The sequence below is a fragment of the Pseudocitrobacter sp. RIT415 genome, from assembly GCF_003057695.2.
In the GTDB taxonomy this organism is placed as follows: Bacteria; Pseudomonadota; Gammaproteobacteria; order Enterobacterales; family Enterobacteriaceae; genus Pseudocitrobacter; species Pseudocitrobacter faecalis.
In genome coordinates, this window is sequence record NZ_QBJC02000022.1 from 55,934 (window position 1) to 77,440 (window position 21,507).

Below are 21,507 nucleotides of genomic sequence, written 5' to 3' on the forward strand. Positions count from 1 at the left end.
AGGACACAATGAAAAAATATGCGCTGGTCGGCACGGGAGGACGTGCAGGTTTATATATTTCGGCTATCGGCGGTCAATGGCGCGAGAATGCCAAACTGGTGGCCTTTTGCGATACCAATCAGACGCGTATGAATTACGCTAATACGCTGCTGCAAAAGGAAGGTGCCGCGCCCGTTTCCACCTGGAAAGCCGCGCAGTTTGAAGAGATGATCCGCGAAACCCGTCCGGATATTATTATCGTCACGACCATGGATCGCACCCATGATGATTATATTGTGCGGGCGCTGCACGCGGGCTGTGATGTGATCACCGAAAAACCGATGACCATCGATGAGAAGCGAGCCCTGCGCATTCTGGATGCCATCGAAGAAACCGGGCATACCGTGCGCGTGGCGTTCAACTATCGCTACGCGCCGCATCACAGCAAGATACGCGAGCTGCTGATGCAGGGGGTGATTGGTCAGGTCACATCGGTACACTTCGAGTGGCTGCTCAATACCGAGCACGGGGCAGATTATTTCCGTCGCTGGCATCGGGAAAAACGCAACAGCGGCGGCCTGCTGGTGCATAAATCCACTCACCATTTCGATCTGATGAACTTCTGGCTGGTGAGCTACCCGGAACGCGTTTATGCCGAAGGCAGCCTGCAATTCTACGGCAAAGAGAACGCCGAAAAACGCGGTGTGACGCAGTTCTATCCACGCACTCACGGCTACGCGGAAGCGAAAAATGATCCGTTTGCGCTGGAAATGGCGGAAAACCCGCAGCTTAAAGCGCTCTATCTGGACGCCGAACATGAAGATAACTATTTCCGCGATCAGAGCGTTTTTAGCGATGGGATTACCATCGAAGACACCCTGTCGGTGCTGGTGAAATACCAGAATCAGGTGCAGCTCACCTACTCCCTGAACGCTTACTTGCCGTGGGAAGGTTTGAACGTGGTGTTCAACGGCACCGAAGGGCGTCTGGAGATGAAAATTATCGAGAAATCCTACGTTAACGCGGGCGGCAAACGCGAGAACGAAGGCAGTCTTGAGCAGTGTGATATCACCGTCTTCCCGATGTTTGCCGAACCGTGGAAAGCGGATTTCACCCTTGGCGAAGGCGGCCACGGTGGTGGCGATAACGCGATGCTGGCGGATCTTTTCGGTGTGCCGGGCAACGACCCGCTGCAACGCGCCGCCGACCACCGTGCCGGGGCGATGTCGATTCTCACCGGGATTGCCGGGAATATTTCGATGCTGCAGCAGCGCCCGGTCAATTTCCGGGAGTTTGACCTGGTTTCACGTCTGATGAAACACGCCCGGGATGGCAAAGCTTAAGTCTTGCTGAGAGGGATGGTCACAACGGAAACACAGAGGTGAAAATTCGGATTTCATCAATCGAGAAAACAAAGGCGCAGGGAGTAGAATGCGTGTGGGTGCTTGAGGCTATCTGTCTCAGGCATTTGCAGGACGGCAGATAGAGAAAAGCCCCGAGTGATTTTTCAATCAACCCGAGGCCCACTATATGCTCCACACATATAGACTGCCTCTTACAGACCGAAAGGTCAAGGAGAAGAGAGCCATGAAGCAGCATAAGGCGATGCTTGTCGCCCTAATCATCATCTGTATTACCGCCTTACTGGCGGCGCTGGTAATGAGAAAGGACCTCTGTGAGGTTCATTTCCGAACCAGCCAGACTGAAGTTGCTGTTTTCACGGCTTACGAATCCGAGTAAGAGCATCGGCGGGGGGCAATCCCCGCCACTCTTTATGTGTTCGGTTATCCTCTGAGCACCCTGTCATTACCGAAGCCCGCCTCGTGCGGGCTTCTTCATTACAAAATCAGAACATCACCCAGCCCACCAGCGGCGCAACCAGCACCATCACCACGCCTGACAGCATCATCACCAGGCTTGCCACCACGCCTTCCTGCGGGCCGAGCTCGTAGGAGCGTGCGGTTCCGGCGCCGTGTGACGCAGCGCCAAATCCTGCGCCTTTCGCCATCCCTTCCTGAATAGACAGGCGTAAAAAAAGCACATCGCCAATCCCCATGCCAAAGACGCCGGTCACCACGACGAACAGCGCGACCAAATCAGGCTGCCCGCCAAGGGGTTTCGCCGCCGCCAGCGCAAAGGGTGTCGTGACAGAGCGCACTGCCAGGCTGCGCTGAATCTCATCCGGCAACGTAAACAGCCGTGCCAGCCAGACGGAACTGGTCACCGCCACCACCGTTGCGGTAATCACCCCGGCAGAGAGTGACATCCAGTGACGCTTAATGATCGCCAGATTGTCGTACACCGGCACGGCAAACGCGATGGTCGCCGGGCCCAGCAACCACAGCAGCCAGTGCGCTTCACCCATATAGTTTTGATAGGAGATGTGGCCGAACACCAGCATTAGCACCAGCAGAACCGGCGTTAACACCAGCGGCATTAGCGGCAATTTGCGAAAGCGGCGATAGAGACGTTTGTTGGCGAAATAGAGCACCAGCGTAATCGCAAGACACAGCACGCTCAGCTGAAAGTTACTCATGGCGCATCCGCTTCAGTTCGTAGCGATAGACTTTATCCACCACCCAGGCGGTCGCGCCGAGCACCATCATGGTACTGAGCGCAATCACCAGAAAAATACGCCAGCCATCGACCATCAGCAGTTGCGCGTAATTCACCACTGCCACCACGGCTGGCACGAAGAAGAGCAGCATTTCCGCCAGCAGCCAGCGCGAGCCCGCACGTACCCACTTCAGCGGCACAATACGACAGACAATCAGCGCCAGCATCAGCACCATTCCCACCAGGTTGGCGGGCAGCGGCAGATTCAGCCAGTTCACCAGATATTCAGCGAAAACAAACAGCCCAGCGTACAGAATGACCTGCACCGGCACCTGAAGACGTTGCAAAACGGAGGGCATCACGCGCCCTAAGGCCTCAGCCATGAAAGAAGTGTCCGGAAAAAATCAGAGGCGCACAGTATAGTGAGCGCACGAGGATGGCAGAAATGAATTAAACTCATCGCAGGTATAGTTTCGAGGCATAATCATGGACATCAGAACGCTGCGCTATTTCGTTGAAGTGGTACGTCAGCAAAGCTTTACCCGCGCGGCGGAGAAACTTTTCGTCACGCAGCCAACTATCAGCAAGATGCTGAAAAATCTGGAAGATGAACTCAACAGCACCCTGCTCATCCGCGACGGGCGAAAATTGCTGCTCACCGATACCGGACAGGTAGTATTTGAACGCGGGCTGGTGATCCTCGATGAATTTCGCCAGCTGGAAGCCGAACTGACCGATATCAACCACCTCAATAAAGGCCAGCTGCGCCTCGGCATTCCGCCAATGGTCGGCATGATGATGGCCGGGCCCATCAGCCTGTTTCGCCAGCGTTACCCCGGCGTAGAACTCAAAGTGTCCGAATTCGGCGGGCTGACGGTACAGCAGGCGGTGATGAACGGCGAGCTTGATTTAGCCATGACCGCGCTGCCGGTGGAAGAAGAGAGTGGCCTTGCGACGTTGCCGCTATTCAGCCACCCGCTTTGCGTGCTGGTTCCCCGTTCCGGCGAGTGGCTGGAACAGACGTCAGTTTCCCCCGAGCAGCTCGCGGCGCATCCGTTGCTTATCTATAACGAAGATTTCGCCTTAAGTCGTCAGTTGATGCATCTGTTTAATCAACACAACGTGAAGCCGCGTATCGCGGTGCGCAGCGGCCAATGGGATTTCCTCGCGGCGATGGTCCAGGCAGGCGTCGGCGTAGCGATTTTACCGGAACCGATTTGCGAAAGGCTGGATGCGAAAACGCTGCGCTGGCTACCGCTTGAGAGCGAACTCCACTGGCAGCTGGGCATGATCTGGCGGGAAGGGGTTTATTTGTCGCACAGCGCCCAGGCGTGGCTGAAGTGCTGTGAGGGGTTTTGGTTGCCGAAGTAAGCTCGCACCCCTCACCCCGGCCCTCTCCCACAGGGAGAGGGAGAAAACCGGCACCAATATGTAATCTTCTGCGATTGGTTCCCTCTCCCTGTGGGAGAGGGTTAGGATGAGGGGGAGAATCACTCACCCTCAATCAACAGCGCTTCCAGTAAATCAAGGTCGTGCAGCAATTTCTGCAACGTCTCGTTACTGATCTGCCGCGTCGCACGCAGGTGATACAACTCCCCGCGCTCTGAACGCAGCGCCGCCAGGCGGAAACGACGTTCCAGTTGCTCTTCCAGCATGGAGGTTTCCACGTCGTTACGCCCATCGGCGCGGCGACGCAAATTACCAATCACGCGGGAACTGACTTCCGTCAGCAACTGGTTATCAATGTTCTCCTGCGTATCTGCCGCCAGTCGCTCTTCCATCTTCTGAATCGCGACAATCGCCACTTCTGCCGTTGCAGAACGGGCCAGACGCTCCTCTTTTTGCTGCTGTGGTAGATCACGAACTTCAATGTGGCGCAGCAGAATCGGCAGCATAATGACGCCGACAAACAGCGAGAAGAGAATGACGCCCGCCGACAGGAACACCAGCTCATAGCGCGCCGGGAAGACGTTGCCATCGGGCAGCAGCAGCGGGATGGAGAGGACACCGGCAAGGGTAATCGCCCCGCGCACCCCGGCGAAGGAGGCAATCGCCAGCTCGCGCGTTGACCAGCTCCCGAACTCCATCGGTTTTTTCTTCAGGAAACGTTGGCTGAAGCGCTGCATCGTCCACAGCCAGCCAAAGCGCACCAGCATCAGCGCCGCGTAAATCAGCAGAATGTCGGTAAACAGCATCCAGATTTCAACGTTTGGATCCGCTTCTGCAGCCACCAGCGACGTTTCGAGAATACCCGGTAATTGCAGGCCCAACAGCAGGAACACCATGCCGTTAAACACGAACTCCAGCATCGCCCAGGTACTGTTGGCACGCAGACGCATCGCCAGCGGCGCGGTTCGCATCACGCCGGAACGGGTGATGGTCATCCCCGCAGCGACCGCCGCCAGGATGCCGGAAACGCCGACGTGTTCCGCAATCAGATAAGACGCGAACGGCAACAGGAACAGCAGCACGATTTGCGTTGCCGGTTCATCGCCGCCCCAACGGCTGAGGAAGCGCAGCGAGCGACCATACAGCCAACTGACCACAAAACCGGCCAGGATGCCGCCGATGGCGACTTTCAGAAATTCAAGCGTCGCGCCGCCAACGGTAAAGACCATTGTGCCCATGGCAACCGCCACGGCAAACTTCAGCGAGACCAGGCCCGAAGCGTCGTTCATCAACGCTTCACCCTGCAAAATACCCATGATTTTCTTCGGAATGCGCCCTTCACCGACAATCCCGGAGAGCGCAACCGCATCGGTTGGCGACAGTACCGCCGCCAGGGCGAATGCGGGGATCAGTGGGATGCCCGGCACCAGCCAGTAAATCAGGAAACCGATGCCAACCACCGTCACCAGAACCAGCGCAAGGGCGAGGCCGAGGATTTCGCGACCGTGCTCCAGGAATTCACGGGTCGGCGTTTTCCAGCCATCGGCGAACAGCAGCGGCGGAATGAACAGAACGAGGAACAGCTCCGGGTCAAACTCCACGTGAAGGCCAAAAGTCGGCCACGCCAGCAGCGCACCGATGGCAATCTGCATCAGCGGCAGCGGCACCTGAAATGGCAAGACACGGGTTACAACCCCGGAGAGCGAGACCACGAGGGTCATGATGAGTATGGTGAAGAATATTTCCATGCGATCCCTGTTTGCAGCGTTGTCTTATTATCTAAAACGTAAAATATGAAGCGTCATGCCTCTGTATCATACGCATACCAGAGTAACGCAAAAGGAAACGAGACGATCCTTAAAATGAAAAATTGACCGGTAAAAAAATGCGAAAAATCGTTAACAGCTGTCGCGCTGGCACAACCTTGAGGTAATGGTCGCTTTGGGGCTCCAGTCGTTATCGCTTAAGCGTGCGAGTAGCGTCTTTCCGGCATCGATACCGATTTTTCGATGCGGCACAGCCATCGTGGTGAGCGGTGGCTGACACACCCGGCTGACATCACTGTCACCAAATCCCACTACCGCTAAATCCTCTGGCACTTTGATACGCCGCCGCTGGCACTCGTACAACACGCCGCAGGCCAGTTCGTCTGATTCACACACCAGCGCGTCCAGTTCCGGCCAGGCCAGCAGAAATTCCGGTAGCTGCGCCGCGCCAGTCGAAAACGTGGGCGACGAGGCCGCGTTAATAACGCGATCCACAGAACGGTGATGACGCAGCATCGCTTTGTACCACCCTTGTAGATGTTGTTGAAACACCCACTTTTCCTGATTGGCGCACAGCAGACCAATATGCTGATAGCCACGCGTGATGAGCATTTCGGTCAGTTCAAACATCGCGGCGGCATGGTCAATACCGATGTTCATGTCGATAGGATCAGCACGTATCGCCCCAATCTCCATCACCGGGATAGACGCATTTTGCAGCCAGTTACGCACGTTTTCGCTGTGTTCAACGCTCAGTAACACCGCCGCCGCGATGTTAGACGCCAGCAGAGTTTCGAGCAGTTTTTCTTCCTGCTCCGGCTGATGCTGGGACTCCGCCAGCATGATTTGGTAGCCCGCCGGTTGCAGCACCTGCTGCAATCCGGCAAACATTTCTGAGCAGCCAAATTCGCCAAGATGCGGCACGACCATCGCAATCGTCCACGATGAGGCGGAAGCCAACGCGCTCGCCGCCAGATTCGGCACATAGCCAAGCTCCTGAACGGCCGCTTCAATTTTCTCGCGTAACTTATCCGATACCGCCTCGGGCGTTCGCAGCGCCCTGGATACGGTCATCGTTCCAACCCCCGCCAGTTGGGCGACATCGGCCAGGGTAACCTTTCCCGTACTGCGTCGTTTTCGGGTAATCGACATTTGAATTCCTGAGTAAACGCTATGTTATTAGAGAGTTAGCGATCATTTTTTCTTCACATGGTGGGCAGTATACGCCGGAAATCCACAATTTTGCTGTGAATTGATGCGCCTCGATTTGATAGCGCTATCACAATTTCCAATGATACATTTTGATAGCGCTATCTTTGTGACAATCATCACGGTTACTAACTTCGCCGTTGAATAAAGTTTGCTCATTCCATACACCCACGTTGCAGGAGAATCCATGTGCTGAACCAATGGCTGAATGACACCACCATTGCACTACGAAACGAGGTCGAAAGCTGGCCTCAGGCGCTGGAGATTTGTGCTCAGCCACTGCTTGAGTCCGGCGTTATCGAACCCGGTTACGTGACGGCGATAATCCAGCAGCATCAAAAATTGGGCCCCTATTACGTCCTGGCACCCGGCCTGGCAATGCCACACGCCCGTCCGGAAGAAGGCGCACGAGGAATGGGATTATCATTGCTGAAGTTACAGCACGGTGTAACGTTCGGCGCCGATGAATTTGATCCTGTCGATGTAATTATCATGCTCGCCGCTCCCGATAAGCACAGCCATATTGAAATGATTTCGGCGCTTGCCGAGCTTTTTTCCAGCGAAGAGGATCTCGCTTTGCTTCATCAGGCGAAAACATTAGAGGAGATTAAAACCATTATTTCTCGTTTCTGATTTTATTTTTCTCCGTTTTAAATGCTCACGATCTCCCCTGACATCGTGCGCCCGTACTCTACTCAAAATAAGGTAATAACCATGAAAATAATGGCAATTTGTGGCTCCGGTTTGGGCAGTAGTTTTATGGTGGAAATGAATATCAAAAAAGTGCTGAAGAAATTAAATATTGAGGCGGAGGTTGAGCACTCAGATTTATCTTCGGCAACACCTGGCGCAGCCGATCTTTTTGTGATGGCGAAAGATATTGCCAGTAGCGCCAGCGTTCCGGAAAGTCAGCTCGTCGTCATTAACAACATTATCGATATTAATGAATTAGAAACTAAGCTCAGCGCTTATTTCTCGGCACAATAATCCTGATTAAAGCGAGGCGGATATGTTTATCCTTGAAACGCTAAATTTTGTTGTCGATATTCTTAAAGTCCCGTCCGTTCTGGTCGGGTTAATCGCCTTAATTGGCCTCGTGGCACAGAAAAAATCATTTTCTGATGTGGTTAAAGGCACCATCAAAACCATTCTCGGCTTCATTGTGCTGGGAGGCGGCGCATCCGTACTGGTAGGTTCACTGAATCCACTCGGCGGGATGTTCGAGCACGCGTTCAACATTCAGGGCATCATTCCTAACAACGAAGCGATCGTCTCTATCGCGCTGGAAAAATATGGCGCATCGACGGCACTTATTATGGCTTTCGGCATGGTCGCCAATATCATCGTCGCCCGCTTCACACGGCTGAAGTACATCTTCCTGACCGGGCACCATACGTTTTATATGGCGTGCATGATCGGCGTGATTTTGACGGTGGCGGGCTTCGACGGTATCGGTCTGGTATTTACCGGCTCACTGATTCTTGGCCTGGTGATGGCCTTCTTCCCGGCGCTGGCACAGCGTTACATGAAGCGTATTACTGGCACTGACGATATCGCGTTTGGTCACTTCGGCACGCTGGGTTATGTGCTTTCTGGCTGGATTGGCAGCCTGTGCGGGAAAGGTTCACGCTCTACCGAAGAGATGAACCTGCCGAAAAATCTAAGCTTCCTGCGCGACAGTTCAATCTCTATCTCGCTCACCATGATCATTATTTACATGATTCTGGCCGTCAGTGCCGGGCGTGAATATGTTGAAACTCAGCTCAGCGGCGGGCAAAACTACCTGGTTTACTCCATCATTCAGGCCATCACCTTTGCGGCGGGCGTGTTCATCATTCTGCAGGGTGTACGGTTAATCCTCGCGGAAATCGTGCCGGCCTTTACCGGCTTCTCAGAAAAGCTGGTGCCTAACGCCCGACCTGCGCTGGATTGCCCGGTGGTGTACCCGTATGCACCAAACGCAGTTTTAATTGGTTTCCTGTTCAGCTTTCTCGGCGGGCTGGTCGGCTTATTCCTGCTCGGTCAGTTCAAGCTGGTACTGATTCTTCCTGGCGTCGTGCCGCACTTCTTCACCGGCGCAACCGCTGGCGTATTTGGTAATGCCACCGGGGGCCGTCGCGGCGCGATGATCGGCGCATTTGCCAATGGACTGCTGATCACCTTCCTGCCTGTGCTGCTGTTGCCAGTGCTGGGGGCGATTGGCTTCGCGAATACCACCTTCTCCGACGCGGATTTCGGCGTCGTTGGCATCATCATGGGTAACCTGGCGCGCTACCTCTCTCCGATGGCGATTACCGGCCTGGTGGTGGCGCTGTTTGCGCTACTGGTGGTCTACAACATCGTGAAAAGTAAACCTAACGCGCAGCAGCAGGATACAGGAGCAAAATCATAATGTGTGATGAACTGAAAAAACTGGCGCGTGATATTCGCGTCGCCACGCTGAAATCCTTAACCCAGCTCGGTTTTGGCCACTATGGCGGCAGCATGTCGGTTGTGGAAACGCTGGCGGTGCTGTATGGCGACGTGATGCGCATCGACCCCGCCGACCCGGACTGGCCGCAGCGCGACTATTTTGTCCTGTCGAAAGGTCATGCAGGCCCGGCACTGTACAGCACCCTGGCGATTAAAGGTTATTTCCCGATGGAGGAGCTGGCCACGCTTAACCAGAATGGCACGCGCCTGCCAAGCCACCCGGACCGGCTCAAAACACGCGGCGTGGATGCCACCACCGGCTCGCTCGGCCAGGGGATATCCATTGCGGCAGGAATGGCGCTGTCGCATAAGCTCGCCAGCCGCCCAAACCGCGTATTTTGCATTGTCGGTGACGGCGAACTGAATGAAGGCCAGTGCTGGGAAGCGTTTCAGTTTATTGCCCACCATAAGCTGAACAATCTGTTGGTGTTTATCGACTGGAACAAGCAGCAACTGGACGGGGAGCTGGACGACATTATCGCCCCCTTCGATCTTGCGGAAAAATTCCAGGCTTTCGGTTTCGATGTGCAAACGGTGAAAGGCGATGATATTGCAGCGATTCAGGCCGTCACCCGCCCGGTACGCAGCGGTGATGAGCGTCCTCGCATCGTGATTCTTGATAGCGTGAAAGGACAAGGCGTGCCTTATCTGGAAAGTTTGAGCAACACCCACCATCTGCGCCTGAATGATGAGATGCGAGAGGCGCTGACTGAATCTATTCGCCAACTGGAGGCCGCATATGATTAAGGTTGCACCTGCGGGAGAGAAAGACACCGTTGAAATGCGTAAAGTCTATGCAGGATTTATCGCCGAACAGGTGAAGGCGGGCAGCGAGATTATCGCGCTGGAGGCAGACCTGATGAGCTCGATGGCGATGGATAGCGTGCAGCGTGAATTCCCCCGCCACGTTATCAACTGCGGGATCATGGAAGCCAACGTGATTGGCACTGCGGCAGGCCTGGCGCTCACCGGGCGGAAACCCTTCGTCCACACGTTTACCGCGTTCGCCAGCCGTCGCTGCTTCGACCAGTTGTTTATGTCGCTGGATTATCAGCGCAATAACGTCAAAGTCATCGCCTCTGACGCGGGCGTCACCGCTTGCCACAACGGCGGCACACATATGTCATTTGAGGATATGGGCATTGTGCGCGGGCTGGCGCACTCCGTGGTACTGGAAGTAACCGACGCGGTGATGTTCAAAGATATTCTGCGCCAACTTGCCACGTTGGAGGGTTTTTATTGGGTACGCACCATCCGCAAACAGGCGCCAACGGTTTATCAGGCGGGCTCAACATTCACTATCGGTAAAGGCAACGTTCTGCGCGACGGCAATGACATCACGTTGATCGCTAACGGTATTATGGTAGCGAAAGCGCTGGAAGCGGCGGAAAAGCTTGCTGCTGAAGGGGTGAGTGCCGCCGTTATCGATATGTTTACGCTCAAGCCAATTGACCGCATGCTGGTGAAGAACTATGCCGAGAAAACCGGGAGAATTGTCACCTGCGAAAACCACAGCATTCATAACGGGCTGGGCTCGGCGGTGGCGGAAGTCCTGGTGGAAACCTGTCCGGTGCCGATGCGCCGTGTGGGCGTGAAAGAACGCTATGGCCAGGTAGGTACGCAGGAATTTCTGGAGCAGGAGTATGGGTTGACTACCAATAATATTATTTCCGCTGCGCGGGAACTGCTCTAGCTCATCGATGAAGACCATCTATTCTACAGGTGGTCTTTACTCTTCAAAGGACGTGAGATTATAGATTCACATCAGAGATATTATTTTCTCTGCAGGGATAAACCTTTTATTAACTCACCTTCGCCTTAACTTTCCCCTCTAAAATATCTACACTGATTCAGATTTTAAATCTTTGATACATGCTCCGCTCTATATGCAATCATTCCGCCCCCCGAATTATTAACGCCACACCCAAAATGAGAGTCGCGGTACGTTTCAAATCCCTAGGTTAACAAAACGTTAATATTGATAACGCAGTGTTTATTTAATGTTCTTATTATTCGACATGCATCTTGTTCACATTGGTAGAAATGGAAATAACTCATTGATAGTAAAAGGAATGATGGCGAAAATACTATTTCATTATGTTTTGTGTTTGTTCCATAGGATTATTCCCTGCGATTGTTGAATTGAATTTGAAATTAATAATAAGGATATTAAGGAGTAAGTTATGTATAAGGTGTACGCACAAGATTGCTATGCCAGAAATGGTCTAAACTCGATTATTTCCGATATTAAAGGAATTAAAAACATCGAACTTACCGTACTCTATGATCAAGATGAGTACGAAGTTTCAACTTTATCTCGATATTGGCGAGATAAGGATATTGCATGTGTCATTTTAACAAATACGATCAATAAAAAAATTCTCATATCTAAAAACGTTTTAGTTATGAGCATTAAATCATCTGTTGACGAAATAAAAAAAGCGATCGAGTCTTTTATTTCGAATTTTTATCGTGTTATCAGAAACAGCAATGTTAATTATCTATACTCTCATAAAATAGTAAATCAACAATTAACAGATGCAGAGGTCAGAGTAGTTAGATATCTCTGCCGCGGTGTATCGCCAGCAAAGATTGCTTCCTCCGAAAAAATCACCGTCAAGATGGTGAGCCTGTATAAAAGAAGCGCAATGGTAAAAATTAACGCCAGAACAACACAGGATTTATTTCTGGCATTTTCCTCTTCTCAAAAATTCTCTGCGATGACCGCTTTTGGATAAAACATTAATCTGACCCTTAGGATTTCGATATTTATGGAAACTAATTCATTTAATTGTATTAGAGAAAATAAAATACTGATTAAGATAGTTGTGCTTATCAACATCTTTTTTCAGATTTGTTTTCCGTTGGCTATTGTGTTTACTCCAGCAATGGCTGAACAATTAAACACTACATCGCATTTATCAGCATGCGGAAATCCTAATGATAGTCAGGATAATTCATTAACACCTGTCAGCCCGTCGTCATCCTGCAAGCCTCATAAAGAAGATGACCAGGCGGTTACTCAACAGCAAACGGCCTCTTTTTTGCAGCAAGGAGCTACGTTACTGTCAGGAAAACACAGCAGCCAGCAACTCACCCAATTGGCCACACAGTCGCTAGGCAATTCAGCAAACGAAGAAGTTAATCGCTGGCTGAATGGTAAGGGAACTGCACGGATCGGACTAAACGTCGATGATCGGTTTTCCCTCAAAAATTCTCAGTTTGATCTTTTGCTTCCTCTGTGGGAAGGACAGTCTGATCTCCTGTTTACACAAAATAGTCTTCATCGAAATGATGAACGTACTCAGTCCAACCTGGGGTTCGGCCTGCGTCACTTTACGCCTGAGTATATGGCAGGCATCAATACCTTCCTTGATTATGACTGGACTGAACAACAAGCCCGTGCGAGTTTGGGGCTGGAATATTTCCGCGATTATTTGAAAATCAGCGCTAACAATTATCAGCGTCTCACAAACTGGAAGGATAGTCATAAAGTTCAGGATTACCAGGTCCGACCGGCTAACGGTTGGGACATTCGAGCGCAAGGTTACCTGCCCTCTTATCCGCAACTGGGGCTAGGCCTCAGTTGGGAACAATATTACGGTCACCAGGTTGCACTATTTGGTAAGGATGACCGTCAGCGCAATCCTCACGCTGTGTCGGGGAAAATTGCCTACACCCCTATTCCGTTACTCACGCTGAATGCAGAACACCGTGGAGGCAAATCTGGCGCGAAAGAAAGTCGTTTGGGACTGGATATAAATTATCAGGTTGGTGTGCCCTGGAGAAAACAAATAGACCAGAATGAAGTGGCCGCTTTACGTACCCTGCAAGGCAGTCGATACGATCTTGTCGATCGCAATAACGATATTGTTCTGGAGTATCGAAAAAAAGAAGTTATCCGTCTGAAGATGGAGAAGCTTATCACCGGATACAGCGGTGAGCGTAAACCAATCCAAACAACGTTGACCAGCAAATATGGCCTGAAAGAAATGGTATGGTCTGGCGATCGCTTCATCCAAAATGGAGGAGCAATTAACTCAATGGGTGGAAGCTGGCAGCTACTTTTGCCGGCCTATCAGCCTGGGCCGGAGGGAGATAATACCTATACTCTCACGGCGGTGGCTATTGATCAAAAAAATAACCGTTCAAAACCTGCTTCGGTGCAGGTAACGGTATTAGCCCCCCTTGTGAGTATTGCGAACAGCACCATCGAGCCGCAGAAAAGCGCCTTGCCCGCAGATGGGCATGCAATGCAGCTCATGACGCTGACCTTACGTGATGCTGATAATAAGATACTGACTCAACCTTTATCAGCGAATGATATTCACATCACCCTCGTGTCTAAAACACGTGGTGTTCAATCTGCGACCCTCTCATCCGTCAAACCAACCAGTCAAAGTGGTCAGTTTCAGTTTTCCGTTACTGCCGGGACTCAAGAAGAAATTGTAAAAGTGGTTCCTCGCATTGGCGATATCACCCTGGGTAGCGCTGAAATAGAAATGGTTGCGGCACTGGCCGATGAAGGGCAATCGACTCTCACCGTCACGCCGGCAACGCTTGCGGCTAATGGTAATGAACGGGCAGAAATCGTCTTTGTGCCAAAAACCATTAAGGGTGAGTTTCTTTCTAACCTTAACAACGTCACCTTCCTGATGGAGGGCGTTAATAAAGCCAAATTACACATCACGCCTGTTGACGCAAAAGAAGACAGTTATCGTAGCTGGATTAGTGGAACTCAGGCCGGAGAAGTGACGATCTACCCTGTCATTAACGGCAAAAAAATGTCCAATCCACACACTTTAGTCACTTTCCATGGTGATAGCGCCACAGCACATGTGATCTCCCTGGAGACAGACAAAAAAAATGTACCTGCTGACGGGAAAAGTGTCGCAACACTGACCACTACTGTTAAGGATGCCCAGGGTAACCCGGTGACCAATAGCCTGGTAAAATTCACAACCGACCAGGGCACCCTAAGCAGCAATGAAGTATTAACAGACGCCAATGGACAGGCACGCACACAAATCAGTAGTACAGCGGCACTGGCCGCAACAATTAGTGCCTCTGCACAGGCTCAGACAAGCAGTCAGCAAGTCACGGTCATCTTCACCTCTGATAACCAGTCGCAGAGGGTCAGCTCGCTCGTTGCCGATCGCGAAACTGCACCGGCAGATGGAAAAACAGCGATAACGCTCACCGCCACCGTTCAGGACGCAAACGGTAATCCTATTGTCGGACAAAACGTCATTTTCAGCAGCGATAATGGAACGTTGAATATCAGCGAAGCACAAACCGATAATAACGGTCTGGCGCGTACACAGCTCACCGCGGTAAAAGCGGGCATCGCCAATGTCACGGCACATACGGATATTGATAAAGCCGGTAAAACCAAATCGGTAAAATTCGTGGCCGATGAATCTACTGCAGTCATCAGCCAACTTGACGCCGATCGTCTGGAATCGACAGCAGATGGTCAAAGTCTGATCACTTTTACAGCTACACTTTCTGATGCAAATGGCAACAGCGTAAGTGGTGCTGAAATCAAATTCTCAACCTCACTGGGTCAATTGAGTGAACCGCAAGGAACCAGTGACGCAAACGGTCAGGTTAAAGTTTCGCTACTAAGCTTCGATGCGGGAAGTGCCGTAGTGGTTGCAACCAGCACAAGCGATACCAGAGGGAAAAGTAAGACGGTCAATTTCTTGCCTGATACGTCGAATGCGCTTATCAGCGCAATCAGTGCCGATCGTACCGAAGCCATTGCCAATGGTCAGGATAAAGTGACCGTGACTGTAACTGTAACGGACCCAAACAATAATCCTACAGCAGGAATTGCGGTGAGATTAACTTCAGCACTTGGTCTGGTCACCCCTTCAACAGTCATTTCTGACGCCAGTGGTCATGCCAGAGTTGTTTTGACCAGTATTCAGTCCGGGGATATCTCGGTGACCGCTACCACTACCAGCGATCGCCAGGGCAAAAGTCAGGTTGTGCATTTTAAGGCTGATGTCGCAACCGCCGCTATTTCTGAGCTTACCGCAGATAAATCAAAAGCCATTGCTGACAGCAAGGACGCAATCACGATCACCGCAAAATTAACGGATAGCAATGGCAACCCCGTCAGCCATCAAACCATTAAATTCAGTACGAATAATGGCATCCTCAGCGCTGCGGAAGCCACAACAGATGTAAATGGTAAAGCGATGGTTACGCTTACGAGCTCCACATCAGGAACCTCATCGGTAGTTGCAACGACTGTGACCGATACCAGGGGTAAACGCCTGGATCTGAACTTCAGCGCTGATCCGTCTACCGCAGCCATTGACTCGCTAATTAGCAACCAGGACAGCGCGCTTGCAGATGGAGCGGCGGCTATTATTTTTACCGCTACGCTGAAAGATCATTATGGCAACCCGGTTGCCGGCCAAAAAGTACTCTTTGCTACGAGTGGCGGTACATTGAGTAATATCTCTGCAATCACAGATGCCAACGGCCAGGGCCGTGTACAACTTGTCAGCACGCGCATGGGCAGTGTGACGGTATCTGCGACCAGCGCAACAGATCCTGGCGGAAAGCAGAAGACCGTCATATTCAAGGCTAACGCAGCAACGGCTAAAATCGATACGCTGACGGCCAGCCGCGACAGTGGAACAGCGAATGGGCTTGATAAAATAACCCTCACTGCGACGCTTAAGGACGCAATGGGTAACCCTGTTCCAGGCGAATCCGTTGTTTTCAGCCAAAATCTTGGCGCATTGTCCGCACCCGGCGGAACAAGTGACCAAAACGGACAGGTCAGCGTCGATATCACTAGCGTTAAAAGTGGTAGCGCTTCCGTAAGCGCCACCAGCACCACTGATCCATCAGGGAAATCAATCACAATTCAGTTTGTTGCAGACACAACCACTGCCGCCGTCACGCTTCTTGATTCAGATAAAGCGAGTGCTCCAGCGGATGGCAAAACAGCTATCGCACTTACTGCAACAGTTCAGGATGCACATGGAAATACCGTGCCGTCTGTCGCCGTAAGGTTTATCAGCGATAAAGGCGCTCTGAGCGCCAGCGAAGCCATGACGGATCGTAATGGCCTTGCTCATGTCACCGTAACCAGTACGCAGGATGGCCCTCTTACGGTCACCGCCACAACGCTGACAGTATCGGCGGGCAAAAGTAAAACACTCAACTTTTATGCAGATGCATCAACGGCTGTCGTCGCGACACTGTTGTCAGACCGAAACACGTTAACGGCCGATGGAAAAAGTATGGCCACTCTGACTGCAACGCTAAAAGATGCCCATGGAAACCGTGTACCCAATACCGTTGTGACGGTGAGTACCACGCTTGGAAAGCTCAGCGTAACTCAGACGAAAACCGATGCTCAGGGCGAAGCTACGTTCACCCTCACAGGCACGACTGCCGGTGATGCACGTGTTAGCGCAATAACGGATAGCGATAAACAAGGAAAAACGGCTCAAATCACATTCAATGCGGATGCGACCAGCGCATCAATCACTAAACTGATAGCGGATCGCGATCGCGCTACAGCTAACGGCAGCGCATTTATCACATTAACAGCGACCGTTGAGGATGCTTTCGGTAACCCCGTTCCCGCACAGACCATCCATTTCACAACCGATCGCGGCAATCTCAGCGCAACCTCCGCTATCAGTAACGATCGCGGCCAGGCGGTGATTCAGATCTCCAGTCTAAAAGATGGGGTTGCCAATGTGGTTGCCAGTCACGCAAACGATCCTCAAGGCAAACGCATTGCACTGACTTTCGTCGGGGATATCTCGACGGCAAAAGTGACCAGCCTGACGCCTGACCGTACCAGCGCAACCGCGGATGGTCGTATGGCGATTGCGCTGACGGCCCTGGTGACTGACGTTAACAACAATCCCGTTCCAGCAGCCAACGTCAGTTTTAGCGCCACGGATGGAAATCTTTCCAGCCAACAAGCAGTGACAGACGACAAAGGCCTCGCCGTTGTCAGGATAACCGCGCTTCATGCGGGTGGGATCGTGGTAACCGCAAAAGCCGACGCCGATGCCAATGGTCAGCAAGCGTCACTAACATTCGTCGCCGACAGCACAACGGCCTCGGTGCAAAGCCTGACAGCGGATCGTTCAGAGGCTACAGCTGACGGGAAAATGTTGGTAACGTTGACTGCCCTTCTCCATGATGCCAATGGAAATCCTGTCAAGGACGAAACCGTCCACTTTACCAGCGATGCAGGCCAGTTAAGCGGATCTACGGCAACAACCGATACCCATGGCGAAGCTGTAATTACATTAAGCAGCCGTCAATCTGGCATGGTCACAGTAAAAGCATCCAGTGCCACCGATGTGGCAGGGAAAACCGCTGGGATCAAATTTATCGCAGATAAAACGACTGCTGCCGTGGCGAGTCTTACCGCCGATCGAGACACTATTACCGCTGATGGTAAACAGGCGATTGGGTTAACGGCCCTGGTCCAGGACGCGAACGGCAACCCTGTGGAAGGCAATATTGTGACGTTTACCAGCGTAAAAGGGAAACTGAGCAAAACGACGGCAACAACGGATAACTTAGGCCAGGCCTATGTGCAAATTACCAGTGTAATTAGCGGACAGGACACGGTTTCCGCCACCAATGCTACAGACAGCAAGGGAAAATCAAAAACGCTGGTTTATACGGCAGACAAAACGACCGCGCGTATCATTAGCCTTACCCCAGATAACACCGAAGCAATCGCAGACGGTAAAGATGCTATTTCCCTTAGCGCTATCGTTAAAGATGCTAACGGTAACCTTATCCCGGCACTTAGCGTAACGTTTGCCAGCACTGGCGGCGCACTGAACGCGACGAGCGTTGACACCAACGCTCAGGGCGTGGCGACCGTTAAACTTACCAGCCTGGCGGCAAGTAGCATTGTGGTAAAAGCGACAAGTGACAACGATGTTACGGGGAAACAAGCCCAGGTGACATTTATGCCAGATGCTTCAACTGCCACAATAAGCGCCTTAAAGCCTGACCGCCAGACGGCACTGGCAGACGGCAAAGCGGCAATCGGCTTTACTGCCTATGTCATTGATGCGAATAAAAACCCGGTTCCGGGTATTAGCATCGGCTTTAGCACGACAAAAGGGATGCTATCTGCAGGTAGCGGCATAACCGACATTCAAGGACACGCCTGGGTTGAGCTGCGCAGTCTTGAATCCGGGAATGCAACGGTCAAAGCATCAACAGCGAACGATGCAACAGGCGTCAGCAGCAGCGTCAATTTTGATGCTGATGCTTCCACGGCAAAAGTAACCTCGTTCACGGCGGATCGTTACGATGCTACGGCTAATGGAAAAGATAACGTTACCCTGAGCGCAAAACTGCAGGATATTAACGGCAATCCGGTATCTGGTGTCGAGGTAAGTTTCATCACCTCGCTGGGGAATTTGAACACAGCGAAAGCGATGACTCGTCAGGATGGTATTGCTCAGGTGGTGTTAAATAGCACGAAGATAGGTGGCGCGAAAGTAACGGCAGTGAGCCAAACAGACGCTAACGGCAAGCAGCTTGAAGTGCAATTTAGCGCGGATAGCTCAACCGCACGAGTCACTTCGTTGACATCCAGCGCGACGGAAGCACTGGCCAATGGCAAGGAGTCCATTTTACTGACCGCAACCCTTATGGATGCGCTGGGTAATCCTGTATCAGCCACAGAGATAACTTTCGCCAGTAATTTGGGAGCCCTTGAGGCAAATAGCGTAATTACCGATAAGCAAGGTCTGGCACAGACACGCATCATCAGTACCCGCTCTGGTTCTGCCACTGTGAGTGCCACCGCCAGGACTGATAATACGGGGCAAAATATCACGCTGGCATTCAATGCAGATGCCTCCACCGCGAGTGTAATTTCTCTCACTGGAGATAAGCAGAAAGCCGTCGCCAATGGCAAAGATGCGATAAAGCTTACCGCTATTCTCGCGGATGCCCATGGTAACCGGGTTGCCAATGCTCCGGTAAGTTTCACCACATCTCGTGGGGTGCTCAGTCAAACTCAGATGAAAACGGATGCGAATGGCGCGGCACAGATAACGATCTCAAGCATCGAAGCTGGCTTAACAAATATTAATGCGAAATCTGCCCAGGATATTCAGGGAAGCGATCTCTCGATCACGTTTGAAGCAGACAAAACGACTGCCAGAATGATAGCGCTGGATACCAGTTCCGATAGCGCAATCGCTGATGGCAAAATGAACATCACCTTAACTGCAACCATTGCAGATAAAAACGGCAACCGAATATCTGGTGCAACGGTATTTTTTAATACCGACGGAGGAACACTGGGAGCAAACCAGGTCATCACCAATATTGAGGGAAAAGCAGAAGTTCTGATTGGCAGCACTAAATCTGGAGTCGTCAATGTGACAGCCGGTTTAAGCGGCAGTAGCGTAGATAAAACGCGTCAACTGACTTTTAATCCGGATAGTAAGACAGCCATTGTCAGTACGTTGACCTCTGATATACCCAACGCGACCGCCGACGGGAAATCAGAAATTACCCTGACCGCCACCATCAAGGATGCAAATGGCAATCGGGTTCCAGCAGTCGAGCTGATCTTTGCGATAACAGACGGGCAACTTAACGCTCAGACTGGAATAAGTGACGCGAATGGTGAGGCTAAGGTCATTCTGACGAGTACATTAGCGAAAACTATCACCGTAACGGCAAGGACAAAACAAGAGTCCACGGGTAAAAAACATGATGTTCAGTTTAATGCTGATATTTCAACAGCCACTATCACTGCGCTGGAGACAGATAGCCCCAGCATTGTGGCAGATGGCAAAGCGATGGCAACATTAACGGTGACGGTTGAAGACGCCTGGCATAACCCTGTGCCTAACGTGCTCATTGCGCTGAGTACCCCGCTGGGTACGCTGGCTGAAAGCAGGTTAACAACGAATAGCCTGGGGCAAGCGCAGACAACGTTCAGCAGCGTGAAATCAGGCGAAGCACAAATCACCGCTCGCAGTGTCGTTGGTGCCAATAGTATCAAGACCGTCATGGTAACCCTGGTTTCTGATAGCCTGACCGCGCGGGTAATATCCCTGACGGCGGATAAAACGGCCATGGTCGTCAGTGATACCGATGGTGTCACGTTATCCGCCGTTGTTCAGGATGCCAATGGCAACCCGGTGGAAGCGCAGAATGTCACATTTGAAAGTGACGCTGCAGAGATCCCACCACTGAACGGGACAACGGATAGTTCGGGGCACGTAAGCGTATTGCTCGTCAACACAAAAGCTATCGCGACAACCTTAACAGCGAAAATTGCTACAGACAGCCAGGGTCAGAGTGTTTCATTGACGTTCTCACCTGGAGAACCGAGCAAAATTCACTCGTATTCAAAAACAGAGGCAGAACCTGGTGAAGTCCTGAATTGGGAGTTCTCCATTCAGGACAAGTATGGGAATGATGTCCCAGGTCGCGGCATTGTCTTTACGAATGTCGATGCTTATGACAAAAAACAAAAACTTTATCCCACCATGGTCAATACCTTACTTATTGATGGGAACAACATTAATAAGAGGAAATATGTCACAGATGCTAACGGTCGTCTGACAGTACAAGTGAAGGGAACGCCTGGTTATAGATATCTGCTGACGGTTACATCTAATAATGTGCCTGCAACAACGGAGGTCATATTCTATACGCTTACTAGCCCAGACTCAGCGGAGGCCAGCCTATACGGACACATGCCTGAAACGATTACGGTAGATGGGGTAACCTTTATGCGACCACCATTGCAAAAAGAGGCCGCAAGCTGGGGACAATACGTGGCTGGCTCAGAGGTATGGGCAACGGATAGTGCTGCAGCAAGCACTAAATATTGCACCAGCAAAAATGCCAAATTGCCATCTAAAGATGAACTCATTAGTCTAATCAAAAGTGGCGAAATGACAAAAAATGGCTGGCCTAAACCTACTTATCCTGTTCTGTGGTCTTCAACAACAGGGTACGTCGTGAACGTGAATACGGGCATAGCTGTCAAAGACAACATGGCTAGTGCAAATGCATATCTATGTAGAAAGTAATGACCTTTCTCGCAAGTCATACTATATGAAGTAATACGAAATGATAACCCTCCTCTGTAAAA

Annotated in this window: 14 protein-coding genes; 10 read left to right on the forward strand and 4 right to left on the reverse strand. The window is 51.5% G+C overall.

From position 1 onward, the window contains the following. Positions 1–8 precede the first annotated feature (8 nt). Together DBY68_RS18620 and DBY68_RS18625 are read left to right on the forward strand one after the other, a co-directional pair. A complete protein-coding gene (locus tag DBY68_RS18620; protein WP_108476041.1) occupies positions 9–1,322 on the forward strand; it encodes a Gfo/Idh/MocA family oxidoreductase in 1,314 nt (437 codons plus the stop codon). 244 nt (positions 1,323–1,566) lie between these two features. Continuing rightward, positions 1,567–1,719 (forward strand): Hok/Gef family protein, encoded by a 153-nt coding sequence (locus tag DBY68_RS18625; RefSeq protein WP_199538674.1) that lies wholly within the window; start codon positions 1,567–1,569, stop codon positions 1,717–1,719. Between the two features lie 106 nt (positions 1,720–1,825). On the opposite strand, the gene DBY68_RS18630 is transcribed toward DBY68_RS18625, so the two are convergent. Together DBY68_RS18630 and DBY68_RS18635 are read right to left on the reverse strand one after the other, a co-directional pair. Beyond that, a complete protein-coding gene (locus DBY68_RS18630; protein WP_108476039.1) occupies positions 1,826–2,515 on the reverse strand; it encodes an LrgB family protein in 690 nt (229 codons plus the stop codon). Next, on the reverse strand, positions 2,508–2,918 hold the full coding sequence (locus DBY68_RS18635; RefSeq protein ID WP_108476038.1) for a CidA/LrgA family protein: 411 nt from the start codon (positions 2,916–2,918) through the stop codon (positions 2,508–2,510). Before DBY68_RS18635 ends, DBY68_RS18630 begins: the two co-directional genes overlap by 8 nt. Positions 2,919–3,021: 103 nt before the next feature. Here DBY68_RS18635 and DBY68_RS18640 point away from each other — a divergent pair, with 103 nt between their 5' ends. Beyond that, positions 3,022–3,906 carry a LysR family transcriptional regulator gene (locus DBY68_RS18640; RefSeq protein ID WP_108476037.1) on the forward strand — a complete coding sequence of 295 codons (885 nt, stop codon included), beginning with the start codon at positions 3,022–3,024 and terminating at the stop codon, positions 3,904–3,906. Between the two features lie 119 nt (positions 3,907–4,025). Here the strand turns inward: DBY68_RS18640 and DBY68_RS18645 are convergent, their stop codons facing one another. Next, the gene (locus tag DBY68_RS18645) at positions 4,026–5,672 is read right to left on the reverse strand and encodes a Na+/H+ antiporter (protein ID WP_108476036.1); all 1,647 of its coding nucleotides are present in this window, start codon (positions 5,670–5,672) and stop codon (positions 4,026–4,028) included. A gap of 150 nt (positions 5,673–5,822) precedes the next feature. Next, positions 5,823–6,842, reverse strand: coding sequence for a LacI family DNA-binding transcriptional regulator (locus tag DBY68_RS18650; protein ID WP_108476035.1), 1,020 nt, complete (start codon positions 6,840–6,842; stop codon positions 5,823–5,825). A gap of 246 nt (positions 6,843–7,088) precedes the next feature. Between DBY68_RS18650 and DBY68_RS18660 the strand changes: the two genes are divergently transcribed. The 7 genes from DBY68_RS18660 (at position 7,089) to DBY68_RS18690 (ending at position 21,445) form a co-directional block, all read left to right on the forward strand. Next, positions 7,089–7,532, forward strand: a complete 444-nt coding sequence (locus tag DBY68_RS18660) for a PTS sugar transporter subunit IIA (RefSeq protein ID WP_108476034.1) — start codon at positions 7,089–7,091, stop codon at positions 7,530–7,532. An 81-nt stretch (positions 7,533–7,613) separates the two neighbouring features. Beyond that, positions 7,614–7,886 carry a PTS sugar transporter subunit IIB gene (locus tag DBY68_RS18665; RefSeq protein ID WP_015966306.1) on the forward strand — a complete coding sequence of 91 codons (273 nt, stop codon included), beginning with the start codon at positions 7,614–7,616 and terminating at the stop codon, positions 7,884–7,886. A 22-nt stretch (positions 7,887–7,908) separates the two neighbouring features. Beyond that, a complete protein-coding gene (locus tag DBY68_RS18670; protein WP_108476033.1) occupies positions 7,909–9,291 on the forward strand; it encodes a PTS ascorbate transporter subunit IIC in 1,383 nt (460 codons plus the stop codon). Beyond that, positions 9,288–10,118: a transketolase gene (locus tag DBY68_RS18675; RefSeq protein ID WP_189624426.1), complete on the forward strand. Its 831-nt coding sequence runs from the start codon at positions 9,288–9,290 to the stop codon at positions 10,116–10,118. The genes DBY68_RS18670 and DBY68_RS18675 overlap by 4 nt, the downstream gene beginning before the upstream one ends. Next, entirely contained in the window at positions 10,111–11,064 is a 954-nt protein-coding gene (locus tag DBY68_RS18680; RefSeq protein WP_108476031.1) for a transketolase family protein, read from the forward strand. The genes DBY68_RS18675 and DBY68_RS18680 overlap by 8 nt, the downstream gene beginning before the upstream one ends. A 490-nt stretch (positions 11,065–11,554) precedes the next feature. After that, on the forward strand, positions 11,555–12,109 hold the full coding sequence (locus DBY68_RS18685; protein WP_108476030.1) for a LuxR C-terminal-related transcriptional regulator: 555 nt from the start codon (positions 11,555–11,557) through the stop codon (positions 12,107–12,109). Positions 12,110–12,142: 33 nt separating this feature from the next. Further along, positions 12,143–21,445 (forward strand): Ig-like domain-containing protein, encoded by a 9,303-nt coding sequence (locus tag DBY68_RS18690; protein ID WP_108476029.1) that lies wholly within the window; start codon positions 12,143–12,145, stop codon positions 21,443–21,445. Positions 21,446–21,507 lie beyond the last annotated feature (62 nt).